15 protein-coding genes are annotated in these 12,638 nt (G+C 68.7%); 8 read left to right on the top strand and 7 right to left on the bottom strand.

Annotation, left to right across the window (positions count from 1 at the left end; all coding sequences use genetic code 11):
- Positions 1-3: 3 nt before the first annotated feature.
- The 3 genes from plsX to FG154_RS03005 all read right to left on the bottom strand — a co-directional run bounded on the left by plsX (position 4) and on the right by FG154_RS03005 (position 2,107).
- The gene (gene plsX, locus FG154_RS03015) at positions 4-1,110 is read right to left on the bottom strand and encodes a phosphate acyltransferase PlsX (protein ID WP_145104234.1); all 1,107 of its coding nucleotides are present in this window, start codon (positions 1,108-1,110) and stop codon (positions 4-6) included.
- 23 nt (positions 1,111-1,133) lie between these two features.
- The gene (rpmF, locus tag FG154_RS03010) at positions 1,134-1,340 is read right to left on the bottom strand and encodes a 50S ribosomal protein L32 (protein WP_011908923.1); all 207 of its coding nucleotides are present in this window, start codon (positions 1,338-1,340) and stop codon (positions 1,134-1,136) included.
- A 173-nt stretch (positions 1,341-1,513) separates the two neighbouring features.
- Entirely contained in the window at positions 1,514-2,107 is a 594-nt protein-coding gene (locus FG154_RS03005) for a YceD family protein (RefSeq protein ID WP_145104232.1), read from the bottom strand.
- Positions 2,108-2,327: 220 nt separating this feature from the next.
- On the opposite strand from FG154_RS03005, the gene FG154_RS03000 reads away from it, so the two are divergent.
- Complete coding sequence (locus tag FG154_RS03000; RefSeq protein WP_145104230.1) at positions 2,328-2,810, top strand: outer membrane protein assembly factor BamE; 483 nt, start codon at positions 2,328-2,330, stop codon at positions 2,808-2,810.
- A 135-nt stretch (positions 2,811-2,945) separates the two neighbouring features.
- On the opposite strand, the gene msrB is transcribed toward FG154_RS03000, so the two are convergent.
- On the bottom strand, positions 2,946-3,350 hold the full coding sequence (msrB, locus tag FG154_RS02995) for a peptide-methionine (R)-S-oxide reductase MsrB (protein WP_145104228.1): 405 nt from the start codon (positions 3,348-3,350) through the stop codon (positions 2,946-2,948).
- Between the two features lie 107 nt (positions 3,351-3,457).
- On the opposite strand from msrB, the gene FG154_RS02990 reads away from it, so the two are divergent.
- Positions 3,458-4,210 carry a GNAT family N-acetyltransferase gene (locus tag FG154_RS02990; protein ID WP_145104226.1) on the top strand — a complete coding sequence of 251 codons (753 nt, stop codon included), beginning with the start codon at positions 3,458-3,460 and terminating at the stop codon, positions 4,208-4,210.
- Between the two features lie 6 nt (positions 4,211-4,216).
- Here the strand turns inward: FG154_RS02990 and mnmA are convergent, their stop codons facing one another.
- Positions 4,217-5,353: a tRNA 2-thiouridine(34) synthase MnmA gene (mnmA, locus tag FG154_RS02985; protein WP_145104225.1), complete on the bottom strand. Its 1,137-nt coding sequence runs from the start codon at positions 5,351-5,353 to the stop codon at positions 4,217-4,219.
- Positions 5,354-5,474: 121 nt separating this feature from the next.
- On the opposite strand from mnmA, the gene sciP reads away from it, so the two are divergent.
- The 6 genes from sciP to tdh all read left to right on the top strand — a co-directional run bounded on the left by sciP (position 5,475) and on the right by tdh (position 11,081).
- Positions 5,475-5,753: a CtrA inhibitor SciP gene (sciP, locus tag FG154_RS02980; protein ID WP_145104223.1), complete on the top strand. Its 279-nt coding sequence runs from the start codon at positions 5,475-5,477 to the stop codon at positions 5,751-5,753.
- A 95-nt stretch (positions 5,754-5,848) separates the two neighbouring features.
- The gene (gene ctrA / locus FG154_RS02975) at positions 5,849-6,562 is read left to right on the top strand and encodes a response regulator transcription factor CtrA (protein ID WP_011908916.1); all 714 of its coding nucleotides are present in this window, start codon (positions 5,849-5,851) and stop codon (positions 6,560-6,562) included.
- A 157-nt stretch (positions 6,563-6,719) separates the two neighbouring features.
- Positions 6,720-7,244, top strand: a complete 525-nt coding sequence (locus tag FG154_RS02970; protein WP_145104221.1) for a hypothetical protein — start codon at positions 6,720-6,722, stop codon at positions 7,242-7,244.
- A 129-nt stretch (positions 7,245-7,373) separates the two neighbouring features.
- Positions 7,374-8,819, top strand: a complete 1,446-nt coding sequence (locus tag FG154_RS02965) for a protein adenylyltransferase SelO (RefSeq protein WP_145104219.1) — start codon at positions 7,374-7,376, stop codon at positions 8,817-8,819.
- 46 nt (positions 8,820-8,865) lie between these two features.
- A complete protein-coding gene (locus FG154_RS02960) occupies positions 8,866-10,056 on the top strand; it encodes a glycine C-acetyltransferase (RefSeq protein ID WP_145104217.1) in 1,191 nt (396 codons plus the stop codon).
- Positions 10,056-11,081 carry an L-threonine 3-dehydrogenase gene (gene tdh / locus FG154_RS02955; RefSeq protein WP_145104215.1) on the top strand — a complete coding sequence of 342 codons (1,026 nt, stop codon included), beginning with the start codon at positions 10,056-10,058 and terminating at the stop codon, positions 11,079-11,081. The genes FG154_RS02960 and tdh overlap by 1 nt, the downstream gene beginning before the upstream one ends.
- A gap of 83 nt (positions 11,082-11,164) precedes the next feature.
- On the opposite strand, the gene FG154_RS22090 is transcribed toward tdh, so the two are convergent.
- Positions 11,165-11,251, bottom strand: a complete 87-nt coding sequence (locus tag FG154_RS22090) for a small membrane protein YohP (RefSeq protein ID WP_101340979.1) — start codon at positions 11,249-11,251, stop codon at positions 11,165-11,167.
- 24 nt (positions 11,252-11,275) lie between these two features.
- Complete coding sequence (locus FG154_RS02945) at positions 11,276-12,601, bottom strand: cytochrome P450 (protein WP_145104213.1); 1,326 nt, start codon at positions 12,599-12,601, stop codon at positions 11,276-11,278.
- Between the last annotated feature and the right edge of the window lie 37 nt (positions 12,602-12,638).

Raw genomic sequence — 12,638 nt, 5'->3', positions numbered from 1 at the left:
CTCTCAGATCTGCCGGGGCGCGGCCACCTCGTCCTGCGGGGCATCCTGCCCCGCACGCCCGGCGGATGCAAGCCGCGCCGCCAGACGCTCGTGGAAGCCCGAACGGGCGAGCCGCACCGCCAGCCCGATCGCCGCGGCGACCCCGGTCGCATCGGCCGAACCGTGGGACTTCACAACGGTTCCATTGAGCCCGAGAAAAACGCCCCCGTTCACGCGGCGCGGATCGATGCGCTTCTGCAGGCGCTTGAGCGAGCCGAGCGCCAGGACCGCGGCCATCTTGGACAGGACATTCGCGCCGAAGGCGTCGCGCAGGAAGTCCGAGATCAGCTTGGCGGTGCCTTCGCCGGTCTTGAGCGCCACGTTGCCGGTGAACCCGTCGGTCACGATCACGTCGCAGCGCCGACCGGGGATGTCGCCCCCCTCGAGGAACCCCACATATTCGTAGGCGCCGGCCTCGGCATTGGCCGAGATGAGGTCTTGCGCGCTCTTCAGCTCGGCGCGGCCCTTGTGTTCCTCGGTGCCCACGTTCAGCAGCCCCACCCGCGGACGTTCGAGGCTGAGGCCGTTGCGAGCGTAGGAGGCGCCCATCAGGGCGAACTGCGCCAGATCCTCGGCGTCGGCCTTGATGTCGGCGCCCACGTCCAGCATCACGTTGAAGCCGCCGGGGTTGCGCGAGGGCCAGAGGCAGGCGATGGCCGGGCGGTTGACGCCGGGCAGCTTGCGCAGCCGGATCATCGAGACCGCCATGAGCGCGCCCGTATTGCCGCAAGAGACGGCCACGGTAGCCTCGCCGGCGCGGACGCTCTCGATGCAGGACCACATCGAGGTGCCTTCGCCATGGCGCATGACCTGGCTGGGCTTGTCGGTCATCGTGACCACGCGCGGGGCGTGGCGGATCTCGCAGCGGCCCCGGAGGTCCTTGCGCTTGGCGATCATCGGCCCGATCTGGGCTTCGTCACCGTGGACGATGAAGTAGGCGCCCGGGTTGGCTGAGGCGGATCCGGCAATGCCGGCCACCACCGCCGCCGGACCCCGGTCCCCGCCCATCGCATCGACGGATATCACTATCCGGCCTGCGCCCGTCGCCTGGGGTGCGGTATCCCTAGCCATGCGTGGGGGCGGTCAGGCGCGGCTTACGCCGCGTCCTCGTCCAGATCGGTTTCGGCCGTGACCGCGACCACTTCGCGCGAGTCATAGTGACCGCAGGCGCCGCAGACGTGGTGCGGGCGCTTCAGCTCGCCGCAGTTCGGGCATTCGGCCGGGTTCGCGGCCACGAGCGCGTCGTGCGAACGACGCATGTTGCGCCGGGAACGGGTGACTCGGTTCTGAGGGACAGCCATGTCTCAACCTCGTGTTACGGAGGGGCCAGGCCCCTGATTATCCTGATGGAATCGCGCGCTATCCCGTGGGGCCGGCGCTTCTGATCCGCGTGTCGAACGAGGCGCGGAACATAGTGGTATTCTGGCGCGGCGCAAGCCCCTTTGTGCGTCGGGGGAGAGGCCGCGCGAGACGATCAGCCGTCGCCCCCGGTGCCGCCCGAAGGCTCGTCACCCCCCATCTTGCGACGCAGGTCCGCAAGCCCCGCGAAGGGACGCAGGTCGGCCTCCGAGAGCGGCGCCACCCCCGGCGGGGCAAAGCCCGCCTCGGTCAGTTCCGCGCCCGGCGCACGGGGATAGAGCGGCAGCGCCAGCGCCAGCGCCTCGACGGCCACCGCGCCTGCGTCGATCACGTCGGGCAGGGGTTCGCTGTCATCCTCGGGCACCTCCACCTCGTCGCCCTCGGGCATCACGTAGTCGGCGAGGTAGCGCCGATTGACGGTCTCCTCGATCCGGGTAGTGACCGGTGTGAGGGTGACCGAGCAGGGCTGCACGACCGTCGCCACGAGCCGCCCCTCAAGGTCGAAGTCGCGCCGGCCGCGGGGGCGGATCTCGCCCTCGAAGCTCAGGCCGCGGACGGCGCTGATGCCGAGAAGCGCCGCCACGAGGCCCTGGATCTCGGCGTCGGGCTGGATCCTGAAGCGGGTGGGTCGGTTCGCCGGGAGGGCCGCGACGCGGAACGGGCAGGTGAGGGGAAGGTCGGCGGTGGAGGGCTGGACAGGTTCCGGCATGGCGCGGTTTCTTTCCGAATTTCGGGCGGTTGCGTGACGGGCCTGTTGCAGGTGCAGCCGCCGGTGGGGGCGCGCGCGGCGGGGCTGTCCGGGTGGGCGCCGGTCCTCGTTCCTTCCTTGAACAGAGGCCGGACCTTCTGTAAGCCGGTGGCTGAGCCGCAGACGGTCCATCGTCGGGTTTCGGGATACGGGGCTTCGCCCCCCAAGGCAAGGGGTCGTCATGGCGCGGGAAGGCAGGATCGGAGCGACGCTTGACGGGCGGGGCCTGCGCAGGATGGCGCTGGTGCTGTCGTTGGGCATGGCGGTGGCCGCCTGTCAGCCGATCTACCGCAACCACGGCTACGCGCCCACCGAGATCGACCTTCGGCAGATCGAGGTCGGGCGCGACACCCGCGACACGGTGGCCGAGATCGTCGGCCGGCCCTCGGCCTCGACGCTGCTGAACGACAGCGGCTGGTACTATGTCCAGAGCCGCTACCGCCACTACGGCGCCCGCGAACCGCAGGAAGTGGATCGCGAGGTGGTGGCGATCACCTTCAACGAGTCCGGCACGGTGCGGAACATCGAGCGGTTCGGCCTCGAGAAGGGGCAGATCGTGCCTCTGTCGCGCCGCGTGACCGAGTCGACCATCCAGGGCACGGGCTTCCTGCGGCAGCTGTTCGGCAACATCGGCGCGCTTCGGACCGAGGATCTGATCGAGTAGCGCGCGGCCGTTGATGCCGTTTGCGGGACGGGCCTGCGGGCGGTCGGCCGGGGGTGACCGGCGCACCGCCGGGGGCTTCGCGCCCCCGGACCCCCGCGGGATACTTGGACAAGAGTGAACGGGGAAGGCGTGCCGCTACTCGCGGGGCTCGAAGGTCATTGCGACTCCGTTCATGCAGTAGCGCAGGCCGGTGGGCTGGGGCCCGTCCGGGAAGACATGGCCGAGATGCGACTCGCAGCGCGCGCAATGAACCTCGGTCCGGCGCATGAACAGGCTGCGGTCCTCGCGCGTGCCCACGGCGTCGGGCGCGATCGGGGCCCAGAAGCTCGGCCAGCCGGTGCCGCTTTCGTACTTCTGCGCCTGGTCGAAGAGGGGGGCGCCGCAGCCCACGCAATGGAAGGTGCCGGGCTGCTTGGGGAAGTGGTCGTGCGTGCCGGCGCGCTCGGTGCCGTGCTTGCGCGTCACCTTGTAGGCCAGATCGGAGAGTTGCGCCCTCCACTCCGCGTCGCTCTTCACCACCTTGTCCCGGCTGTCGGTCATGGGTCTCTCCCGTTGGGTCCGCGGCCGCTTGACCGCTTGCGCCCCGTCGTGGCGCGGCTCATATCTAAGATGCCGTTTCGCTCCGGCAAGTCACGAGGAGGTTGTCGATGCTCTCGCTCAGCAGGGGTCGCTATGCGGCCCGGGCGGCCGCGGGCCCCGAGGATCTCCGCCGGGCGCAGGAGCTGCGCTGGACGGCCTTTCGCGCGGGGCAGGGCGCGCCGGGAGGGGCGGGCCTCGATGCCGACGGGTTCGACGCGGTCTGCACCCACATGCTGGTGGAGGAGGTGGCAACGGGCGAGCTTGTCTGCTGCTTTCGCTTCCTGCCGCTTCGCGATGGCCGCGAGATCGGCCGCAGCTATTCGGCGCAGTTCTACGAGCTGGGCGCGCTGGAGAGCTTTTCCGGGCCGATGGTCGAGATGGGGCGCTTCTGCATCCATCCCGGTCGGCGCGACCCGGACATCCTGCGCGTGGCCTGGGGAGCGATGACACGGCATGTCGATGAGGCCGGCGTCGAGATGCTCTTCGGCTGCTCGTCCTTTCATGGCGTCGAGATCGACGCCTATCTCGATGTCTTTGCCATGCTGAAGGAGCGCCACCTTGCCCCGGCGCGCTGGCTGCCGCGGGTGAAGGCGCCCACCGTCTTCCGCTTTGCCCAGAAGCTCGCCCGGCGCGAGCCGGACGCCCGGCGCGCGCTCATGCTGATGCCGCCGCTTCTGCGGACCTATCTGATGATGGGCGGCTGGGTGTCCGATCATGCCGTGGTCGATCACGACCTGAACACACTCCATGTCTTCACCGGGCTGGAGATCCGGGCGATTCCGGCCGCCCGGGCCCGTGCGCTTCGCGCCGTGGCGGGCTAGGGGCCCTCAGCGGCCGCGCCAGATCCAGCCGCCGCCGAGGATGCGGCTGTCGCCGGGCGCATGGAAGACGCAGGCCTGGCCCGGCGACACGCCATCTTCCGGGGCAATCAGTTCGACCTCGGCTTCGGTCTCGGAGATCGGCCGGATCACTGCGTCGCGCGGGGCGCGGGTCGAGCGGACCTTGGCCATCACATGCCACTCGGCTTGCGAGGTGAGCGGGGCGTCACCCAGCCAGTTGATCTCGCGCACCGGCACGATGCGGGTCGAGAGAGCCTCCCTCGGCCCCACGATCACCTGCCGCCGCTCGGGGTCGAGTCGCACGACAAAGAGCGGATCCCCAAGGCCCCCGATGCCGAGACCGCGCCTCTGGCCGATCGTGTAGTGGATCACCCCCCGGTGCTGGCCCAGCACATTGCCCGAAAGGTCCACGATCTCGCCCGGATCGGCCGCGCCGGGGCGCAGCTTCTCGATCACGGCGGCGTAGTTGCCGTTCGGCACGAAGCAGATGTCCTGGCTGTCGGGCTTGTCGGCCACCGGCAGCCCGTGCCGGGCCGCGAGCGCCCGCGTCTCGGCCTTCGAGGCGAGATGGCCCAGCGGGAAGCGCAGATAGTCGAGCTGCTCGCGCGTCGTGGAAAAGAGGAAATAGCTCTGGTCGCGCGCCGCATCGGCCGCGCAATGCAGCTCGGGCCCGGCCGCACCCATCTTGCGCTGGATGTAATGGCCCGTCGCCATGCAGTCGGCGTCGAGATCCTTCGCCGTCTGGAGCAGGTCCTTGAACTTCACCCGTTCATTGCAGCGGATGCAGGGAACCGGCGTCGCCCCCGCCAGATAGGCGTCCGCGAACTCGTCGATCACCGCCTCGCGGAAGGTGTTCTCGTAGTCGAGCACATAATGCGGGAAGCCCATCGTCTCGGCCACGCGCCGCGCATCGTGGATGTCGCGACCCGCGCAGCAGGCCCCCTTCTTCGCCAGCGCCGCCCCGTGGTCGTAAAGCTGGAGCGTCACGCCCACCACATCGTAGCCCTCGGCGGCCAGTTCGGCCGCGACGACCGAGCTGTCCACGCCCCCCGACATGGCCACGACCACACGCGTGGCGGAGGGCGGCTTGGCGAAGCCGAGCGAATTGAGCGGATGGTCAAGCATGGCGGTGTGCCTTCGGAAGGTGAAGCGCGCAATATAGGAAAATGCAGCGCACTCTCAACCCCGCGTTTCACCGATGCTTAAGCCTGCTCGGTCAGCCTCCGGTCCGATGGAGGGATGAGCGATGTATCTGAAGCGAGTCGATGGTCCCCGGCAGGTCACGCTGCCGGATGGAACCGTGTTCAGCCGGGCCGACCTGCCCCCGCCAGAGACACGGCGCTGGGTGGCAAGCCGCAAGGCCGCGGTCGTGAAGGCCGTGATCCACGGCCTCATCTCCGAGCAGGAGGCGCTCGAACGCTACGCGCTGTCGGAGGAGGAATTCGCCCTCTGGCGCGCGGCCGTGACGTCGCACGGAGAGAAGGCGCTGAAGGTGACGATGATCCAGAAATTTCGACAACTGTAGATTGTTTCTGGCTCCGCTTATGCAAGAGTAACCCATGATTAACCATTGGGCTCCATTGTAGTTAATACCGATGGTGGCGATGCGGAGCATTTGTGATGAGAATACTGCTGGTTGAGGATGATCCGACCACGTCCAGAAGCATCGAGCTGATGCTGACCCACGCGAATCTGAACGTGTATTGCACCGATCTGGGTGAAGACGGGATCGATCTGGCAAAGCTCTATGATTACGATCTCATTCTGCTGGATCTCAACCTGCCCGACATGAGCGGTCACGAGGTTCTGCGCCAGCTCCGCCTCGCGCGAGTGGACACGCCGATCCTGATACTGTCCGGCGCGGATGATACCGAGAACAAGATCAAGGGTTTCGGCTTTGGTGCGGACGACTACATGACCAAGCCGTTCCACCGGGAGGAACTGGTGGCCCGCATCCACGCCATCATCCGCCGCTCGAAGGGTCATGCGCAATCGATCATCCGAACCGGCAAGATCCTGGTCAATCTCGATGCAAAGACGGTCGAGGTCGAGGGAAAGCCCGTCCACCTGACCGGCAAGGAATATCAGATGCTGGAGCTTCTCTCGCTCCGCAAGGGGACGACCCTGACCAAGGAGATGTTTCTCAATCATCTCTACGGCGGCATGGATGAGCCCGAGTTGAAGATCATCGACGTGTTCATCTGCAAGCTGCGCAAGAAGCTGGCCGAAGCCACGGGAGGCGAGAGTTACATCGAAACCGTCTGGGGCCGCGGCTACGTCCTGCGCGATCCGGTGACGACGGAGACCGATCGGCGATTTGCCATCGGTGCCTGAAGGCGTCCTTCAGGTCGGCCGGGGCGAGGGGCGGAGCGGCCTTCTCCCGGCGTTCCAGGCGTTCAGGCGGCGGGATCATGCCGGGACACGGCCGTGTCATTTGACTTGTCACCCCGGCAACCGCACTTTGCCTCCTCTGGAAACTGAAGGACGGGCGATGAACTGGCTGCTCAACATCGTGACTGTAACGGGACTGGCGGGGCTCTTCGCGGCTCTGGTGCCTGCGCATGAGCTGGATGAGCTGATGCTGGCGCTGATCGCGGTGCTTCCGGTGATGGCCGCGGTCCTGGTGCTGCGGGCCGGAACCCCGATGCCGAGCGCGGGGTGGGAGCGGATCGATCCGGTGCGGCGCCACCGCTTCACGCGGCGGCTGGTCGAGCGGACGCTGGCCTATCGGCGCGCCGTCTTCATCCTCTCGGGCACGTTTCTGGCTCTGGCGGCCATGTTCGCCGTGGGCAAGGGCGGCGTTCTCGACGGCCGGCTGACGGACTGGCAGGAGCAGCTTGTGGCCGCCGTGGTCGGCGGTCTGCTCGGCCTCTGCGGCAGTTGCCTGCCGGAAGTCCTGCGGCGGGAATGTGCCGTGGCCGACATCCAGAAGCGTCTTGTGGACGAGTTGCCCGTCTTCCGTTCCAACCGCCCCGGCGCGCAGGTCGTCCGTCTGGTGACGCCGCGCGGGGCCTGAGGCGGGATCCGGCAGGGCGACCTCCGGCTCTTCCGAAAGCTGCACGATCCGCATCTCTTTTCCTGCGCTCGGGTTGCTCTGGCGGCCCTCGATGAGCATATCGGGAAAAGGGAACTTGTGCAGGATCCTATGACCTTCCGCTTCGACAACAGCTACGCCCGCGAGCTCGAGGGCTTCTATGTGGACTGGCAGGCGGCGCCGGTGCCCGCTCCCAGGCTCTTGCGCCTGAACCGGGGTCTGGCCGGGGACCTCGGGCTGGATGCGGACCGGCTCGAGGCCGAGGGGGCGGCGATCTTCTCGGGCAAGAGGATACCCGAGGGGGCGCATCCGCTGGCGCAGGCCTATGCCGGTCACCAGTTCGGCGGTTTCTCTCCGCAGCTTGGCGACGGGCGGGCGCTGCTCATCGGCGAGGTGACGGATCGCTCGGGCCGTCGCCGCGACCTGCAGCTCAAGGGCTCGGGGCGGACGCCCTTCTCGCGCGGGGCGGATGGCAAGGCGACCCTCGGGCCGGTGCTGCGGGAATATCTCGTGGGCGAGGCGATGCACGGCCTCGGGGTTCCGACGACGCGGGCGCTGGCCGCGGTGGCGACCGGAGAGCCGGTCCTGCGGCAGGAGGGCGAGCTGCCGGGGGCGATCCTGACGCGCGTGGCCGCGAGCCATATCCGCGTCGGCACCTTTCAGTTCTTCGCAGCACGGAGCGACATCGAGCGGGTGCGGCGGCTGGCCGACTATGCCATCGCGCGCCACTATCCGGCGCTCGCCGGGGCGGCAGAGCCCTACCTCGCCTTCTATGAGGCCGTGGCGGACGCGCAGGCCGATCTCGTGGCGCGCTGGATGCTGGTCGGGTTCATCCATGGCGTGATGAACACCGACAACATGGCGATCTCGGGGGAGACGATCGACTACGGGCCCTGCGCCTTCATGGAGGGGTTCGATCCGGCCACGGTCTTTTCCTCGATCGACCTGCAGGGGCGCTATGCCTATGGCAACCAGCCCTGCATCCTGGCCTGGAACCTGGCGCGGCTGGGCGAGGCGCTGCTGCCCCTGTTCGATGCCGACGCGGGTCGGGCGGCCGAGAAGGCCAACGCCGTGCTGGGCACGGTCGGCGCCCGCTATCAGGCCCGCTGGCTGGAGGGGATGCGCGCCAAGCTGGGTCTTGCGGGGGTCGAAGAGGGCGACGCTGCATTGGCCGACGAGCTGCTGGCCGCCATGCAGGGCGCGCGCGCCGACTGGACGCTGACCTTCCGCCGCCTCGCCGATGCGGTGACGGACGACGAGGCGCTGCGGCCCGTCTTCCAGGGGCCCGACGCGCTCCGGGACTGGCTTGCCCGCTGGCGCCGGCGGCTTGCGCCTGATGCAGCCCGGCGGATCAGGGCGGTGAACCCGATCTACATCGCGCGGAACCACCGGGTCGAGGAGGCGCTGGCCGCGGCCCATGCGGGGGATCTCGGGCCCTTCGACCGGCTGATCGAGGCGCTCTCGGATCCGTTCACGGAACGGTCGGGCCTCGAGGATCTGGCGCAGCCCGCGCCGGCGGGGTTCGATGAGAGCTACCGCACCTTCTGCGGGACGTGAGCGCGCCGGTGGCGTAAGCTCCGGGCCAGCGGAGAGGGAGAGGGCGATGACAGGACGAGAGAGGTTCCTCGAGGGCGTGCGCGCGGCGCTGGCGGAGATCGACGCCGAGGGGCTCACGAAGCGCGAGCGGGCGATCCTTTCGCCGCAGGGGGCGCATGTGACGGTGGCGGGGCGCGAGCTTCTGAACCTCTGCGCCAACAACTACCTCGGGCTTGCCAACCATCCGGCCCTGATCGACGCGGCCCGGCGGGGGATGGAGGACCACGGCTTCGGCATGGCCTCGGTGCGCTTCATCTGCGGCACGCAGGACATCCACCGCGCGCTTGAGGGCCGGATCGCCCGCTATCTCGGGATGGAGGATGCGATCCTCTTTGCCGCCTGCTTCGATGCGAACGGCGGCCTGTTCGAGCCTCTGCTGGGGCCCGAGGATGCCGTGGTTTCCGACGCGCTCAACCATGCGAGCATCATCGACGGCATCCGCCTCTGCAAGGCGCGCCGCTATCGCTATGCCAATTCCGACATGGAGGATCTGCGCGCGCAGCTTGCGCAGGCGCGGGCGGACGGGGCCCGCACCATCCTGATCGCCACGGACGGCGTCTTCTCGATGGACGGCTATCTTGCGCGGCTGCCCGAGATCGTGGCGCTGGCCGACGCGTTCGGCGCGCTGGTAATGGTGGACGATTGCCACGCGACGGGCTTCATGGGGCCGAAGGGGCAGGGCACGCCCGCCCATCATGGCGTGAGGGTGGACATCCTCACCGGGACGCTCGGCAAGGCGCTCGGCGGGGCGCTGGGGGGCTATGTCGCGGGCCCGCAGCCGGTGATCGACCTCCTGCGGCAAAGGGCGCGGCCCTATCTCTTTTCCAACGCCCTGCCGCCGGCGATCGTGACGGCGGGCCTTGCCGCGCTCGATCTGGTCGAGGCGGCCGACGATCTGCGTGCGGCGCTTTTCAAGAACACGGCCTTCTGGCGCGCGGGGCTGGCCGAGGCGGGCTTCCGCCTTCTGCCCGGCGACCATCCGATCGTGCCCGTGATGCTGGGCGAGGCGCGGCTCGCGCAGGAGATGGCCGCCGCGCTCTACGAGCGAGGGGTCTATGTGTCGGGCTTCTTCTTTCCGGTCGTGCCGCGCGGGCAGGCGCGGATCCGCACCCAGATGAACGCGGCCCTGACGCGGGCGGATCTGGAGTTCGCCCTGGGCGCGTTCCGAGAGGCAGGCAAGGCGGTGGGAGCGATCTGATGCGTGCGCTGGTCAAGGCGAAGGCAGAGCCCGGTCTCTGGATGGAGGAGCGCCCGGTGCCCGAGATCGGCCCCGACGAGGTGCTGATCCGGGTGAAGAAGACCGGGATCTGCGGCACCGACGTGCATATCTGGAACTGGGACGAGTGGGCGGCCCGGACGGTGCCGGTGCCTCTGGTGACCGGGCACGAGTTTGCCGGCGAGATCGTCGAGGTGGGCCGCGATGTCGAGGATCTGACGGTCGGGCAGAGATGCTCGGGCGAGGGGCACCTGATCGGGCATCATTCGCGGCAGGTGCGCGCGGGGCGCTTCCACCTCGATCCCGAGACGCGGGGCATCGGCGTCAATGTCGCGGGCGCCTTTGCCGATTACCTCCGGCTGCCGGCTTTCAACGTGGTGCCGCTGCCTGACACGATCGACGATGAGGTGGGGGCGATCCTCGATCCGCTGGGCAATGCGGTTCACACGGCGCTCAGCTTCGATCTGGTGGGCGAGGATGTGCTGATCACCGGGGCGGGCCCGATCGGGATCATGGCGGCGGCGGTGGCCCGGCATGTGGGCGCCCGGCACGTGGTCATCACCGACGTCAATCCCGACCGGCTGCGGCTGGCGGGCGAGGTGGCCGATGTCGTGCCGGTGAATGTCGGCTCCGAGGATCTGCGCGAGGTCATGGGGCGGCTCAGGATCGTGCAGGGCTTCGACGTCGGCATGGAGATGTCGGGCGCGCCTGCGGGGTTCGACCAGATGGTCGAAGCGATGGTCATGGGTGGCCGGATCGCGATGCTCGGCATACCGCCCGGCCGCAGCCCGGTGGACTGGAGCCGCATCGTCTTCAAGGCGCTGACGATCAAGGGCGTCTATGGCCGCGAGATCTTCGAGACCTGGTACAAGATGATCGCGATGCTCGAGAACGGCCTCGACATCCGACCTGTCATCACCCACCGCTTTCCCGTGGCGGACTTTGCCGAGGGCTTTGCCGTCATGCGCGGCGGAACCTCGGGCAAGGTGGTGCTGGACTGGGGCTGACCTGGCTTCGGCGAAACGGATGCGGCGGCCGCTCGGGCCGCCGCTTCGGCACTCCGCCGCACTTCCGGGGCGATGCCCCTCGGTCAGAAGATCAGCGCGAGAATTCCGATGATCACGAGCAGGCCGACGATGAAGATGAAGCCGACGGTGCCGCCGATGAACTTGAGCATGGGATTCTCCTTTCCGTTGTCAGGTCAACCGGCAACGCAAGGCTCTGTTCCCGCGCGGCGTCGGATCGAGGCCAGCACCATGCCGCTGCGGGGCTGGGCGGGAAGGCGGTTCAGCCGCACGCCAAGATCCTGCGCGGGAACGTCGTAGTCCATCTCGCAGCAGAGCAGGCGGATCGCCTCCTTCAGCAGTTCGACCGTGATCATCTCGCCGGGGCACCGGTGCGTGACGGCGACCTCGCCCCCGCCCTGCGGGACGAAGCAATCGTCCTGCCCGGACCAGCTCAGCATCCGCTCGGCCCGGAAGCGGGCGGGATCGGGGAAGTTGCGCGCATCGTGCAGCGTGCCGAAAAGATCCAGAAGCAGCCACTGGTCGGCGGGCAGGTCGTAGCCCTCCCACTGCAGGGGGCGGGTCGTGACGGCGGCCGTGAAGGGGAAGAAGGGGGAGATACGCCGCACCTCCTCGGCAAAGTCCGCCGCGAGTTCCAGCGTGCCGGAGCGGAAGAGTTCGCGCCAGTTGGTCTCACGGTGCAGCGCCAGCGCCGTGAAGGTGATGTAGCGCCCGACCGCCACGATGGGGCGCAGGACATTGAGCAGCTCGACCGCCGCCACCAAGGCCTCGAGCAGCTCGCCGTCGGCCTCCCGGTGAAAGGCGATGGCATGAAGCGCCGTCGCATCGCCCGGCACCACCTCGCCGGCCCGCACCTGCTCGATCAGCTTGCGCAGGCGCCGTTCGGTGCCCGACCGCCGCATCTGGGCCAGCCAGTTGCGCGGGCCGATGCTGCCGGCCTTGTCGATCATGTCGAAGATCTCTTCGGCAAGCCGTGCCTCGGGTTGGTTCTCGACGCCGGCCCAGCGACAGGCGGCGCGGGTCAGCACGCGCGCCGCCTCCTGCTGCAGGACGATGCTGTCGGCCTGTTGCCAGTCATCCAGCGCGGCCCGCCAGGCGGCGCGGAACTCGGCGACCAGCGCCTCCACGCGCGCGGGGTCCATGCAGATGCCGAGGAAGAGCGCCTTGCGGTGACGGTGCGCCGGCCCTTCAAGCTGCTGCACCGAGCCCTTGTCCTGCAACAGATGCAGCACGCTCGAGGGCATGGCGCCCACGCGCGTCAGCCCCTCGGCGCCGTAGAGCAGCCGGGCCGCGGTGCCGCCGCGCAGGCAGACCACCCCGCGCAGGCGGATGCGGGTTGTGACGATGTCGCTGCCCAGCTGGTCGCAGAGGTTCGACACGAACCTGTAGCCTTCCGACAGCAGCCCCACCGAGGCATCAAGCCGGGGATCGCGCGGGATCTCGCGGCCGGAGGAGGTTGTATCGGAAGGTCCCGCTCCATGGCGGGCGTCGCTGTTCGACATGCTTGGTCCCTCGTTCGCCAAAGCGGTAAACGCGGTC

It is taken from the genome of Cereibacter sediminicola (assembly GCF_007668225.1).
In the GTDB taxonomy this organism is placed as follows: Bacteria; Pseudomonadota; Alphaproteobacteria; order Rhodobacterales; family Rhodobacteraceae; genus Cereibacter_A; species Cereibacter_A azotoformans.
This window is presented reverse-complemented; position numbering and strand designations above follow the sequence as displayed.

Coding starts and splice junctions, on each gene's coding strand:
- rpmF (WP_011908923.1), bottom strand. CDS start 1,340: ATGGCTGTCCCTCAGAACCGAGTCACCCGTTCCCGGCGCAACATGCGT.
- FG154_RS02970 (WP_145104221.1), top strand. CDS start 6,720: ATGAACTGGCTGCTCAACATCGTGACTGTAACGGGACTGGCGGGGCTC.
- plsX (WP_145104234.1), bottom strand. CDS start 1,110: ATGGCTAGGGATACCGCACCCCAGGCGACGGGCGCAGGCCGGATAGTG.
- FG154_RS02965 (WP_145104219.1), top strand. CDS start 7,374: ATGACCTTCCGCTTCGACAACAGCTACGCCCGCGAGCTCGAGGGCTTC.
- FG154_RS02960 (WP_145104217.1), top strand. CDS start 8,866: ATGACAGGACGAGAGAGGTTCCTCGAGGGCGTGCGCGCGGCGCTGGCG.
- mnmA (WP_145104225.1), bottom strand. CDS start 5,353: ATGCTTGACCATCCGCTCAATTCGCTCGGCTTCGCCAAGCCGCCCTCC.
- msrB (WP_145104228.1), bottom strand. CDS start 3,350: ATGACCGACAGCCGGGACAAGGTGGTGAAGAGCGACGCGGAGTGGAGG.
- FG154_RS22090 (WP_101340979.1), bottom strand. CDS start 11,251: ATGCTCAAGTTCATCGGCGGCACCGTCGGCTTCATCTTCATCGTCGGC.
- FG154_RS03005 (WP_145104232.1), bottom strand. CDS start 2,107: ATGCCGGAACCTGTCCAGCCCTCCACCGCCGACCTTCCCCTCACCTGC.
- sciP (WP_145104223.1), top strand. CDS start 5,475: ATGTATCTGAAGCGAGTCGATGGTCCCCGGCAGGTCACGCTGCCGGAT.
- ctrA (WP_011908916.1), top strand. CDS start 5,849: ATGAGAATACTGCTGGTTGAGGATGATCCGACCACGTCCAGAAGCATC.
- FG154_RS02990 (WP_145104226.1), top strand. CDS start 3,458: ATGCTCTCGCTCAGCAGGGGTCGCTATGCGGCCCGGGCGGCCGCGGGC.
- FG154_RS02945 (WP_145104213.1), bottom strand. CDS start 12,601: ATGTCGAACAGCGACGCCCGCCATGGAGCGGGACCTTCCGATACAACC.
- tdh (WP_145104215.1), top strand. CDS start 10,056: ATGCGTGCGCTGGTCAAGGCGAAGGCAGAGCCCGGTCTCTGGATGGAG.
- FG154_RS03000 (WP_145104230.1), top strand. CDS start 2,328: ATGGCGCGGGAAGGCAGGATCGGAGCGACGCTTGACGGGCGGGGCCTG.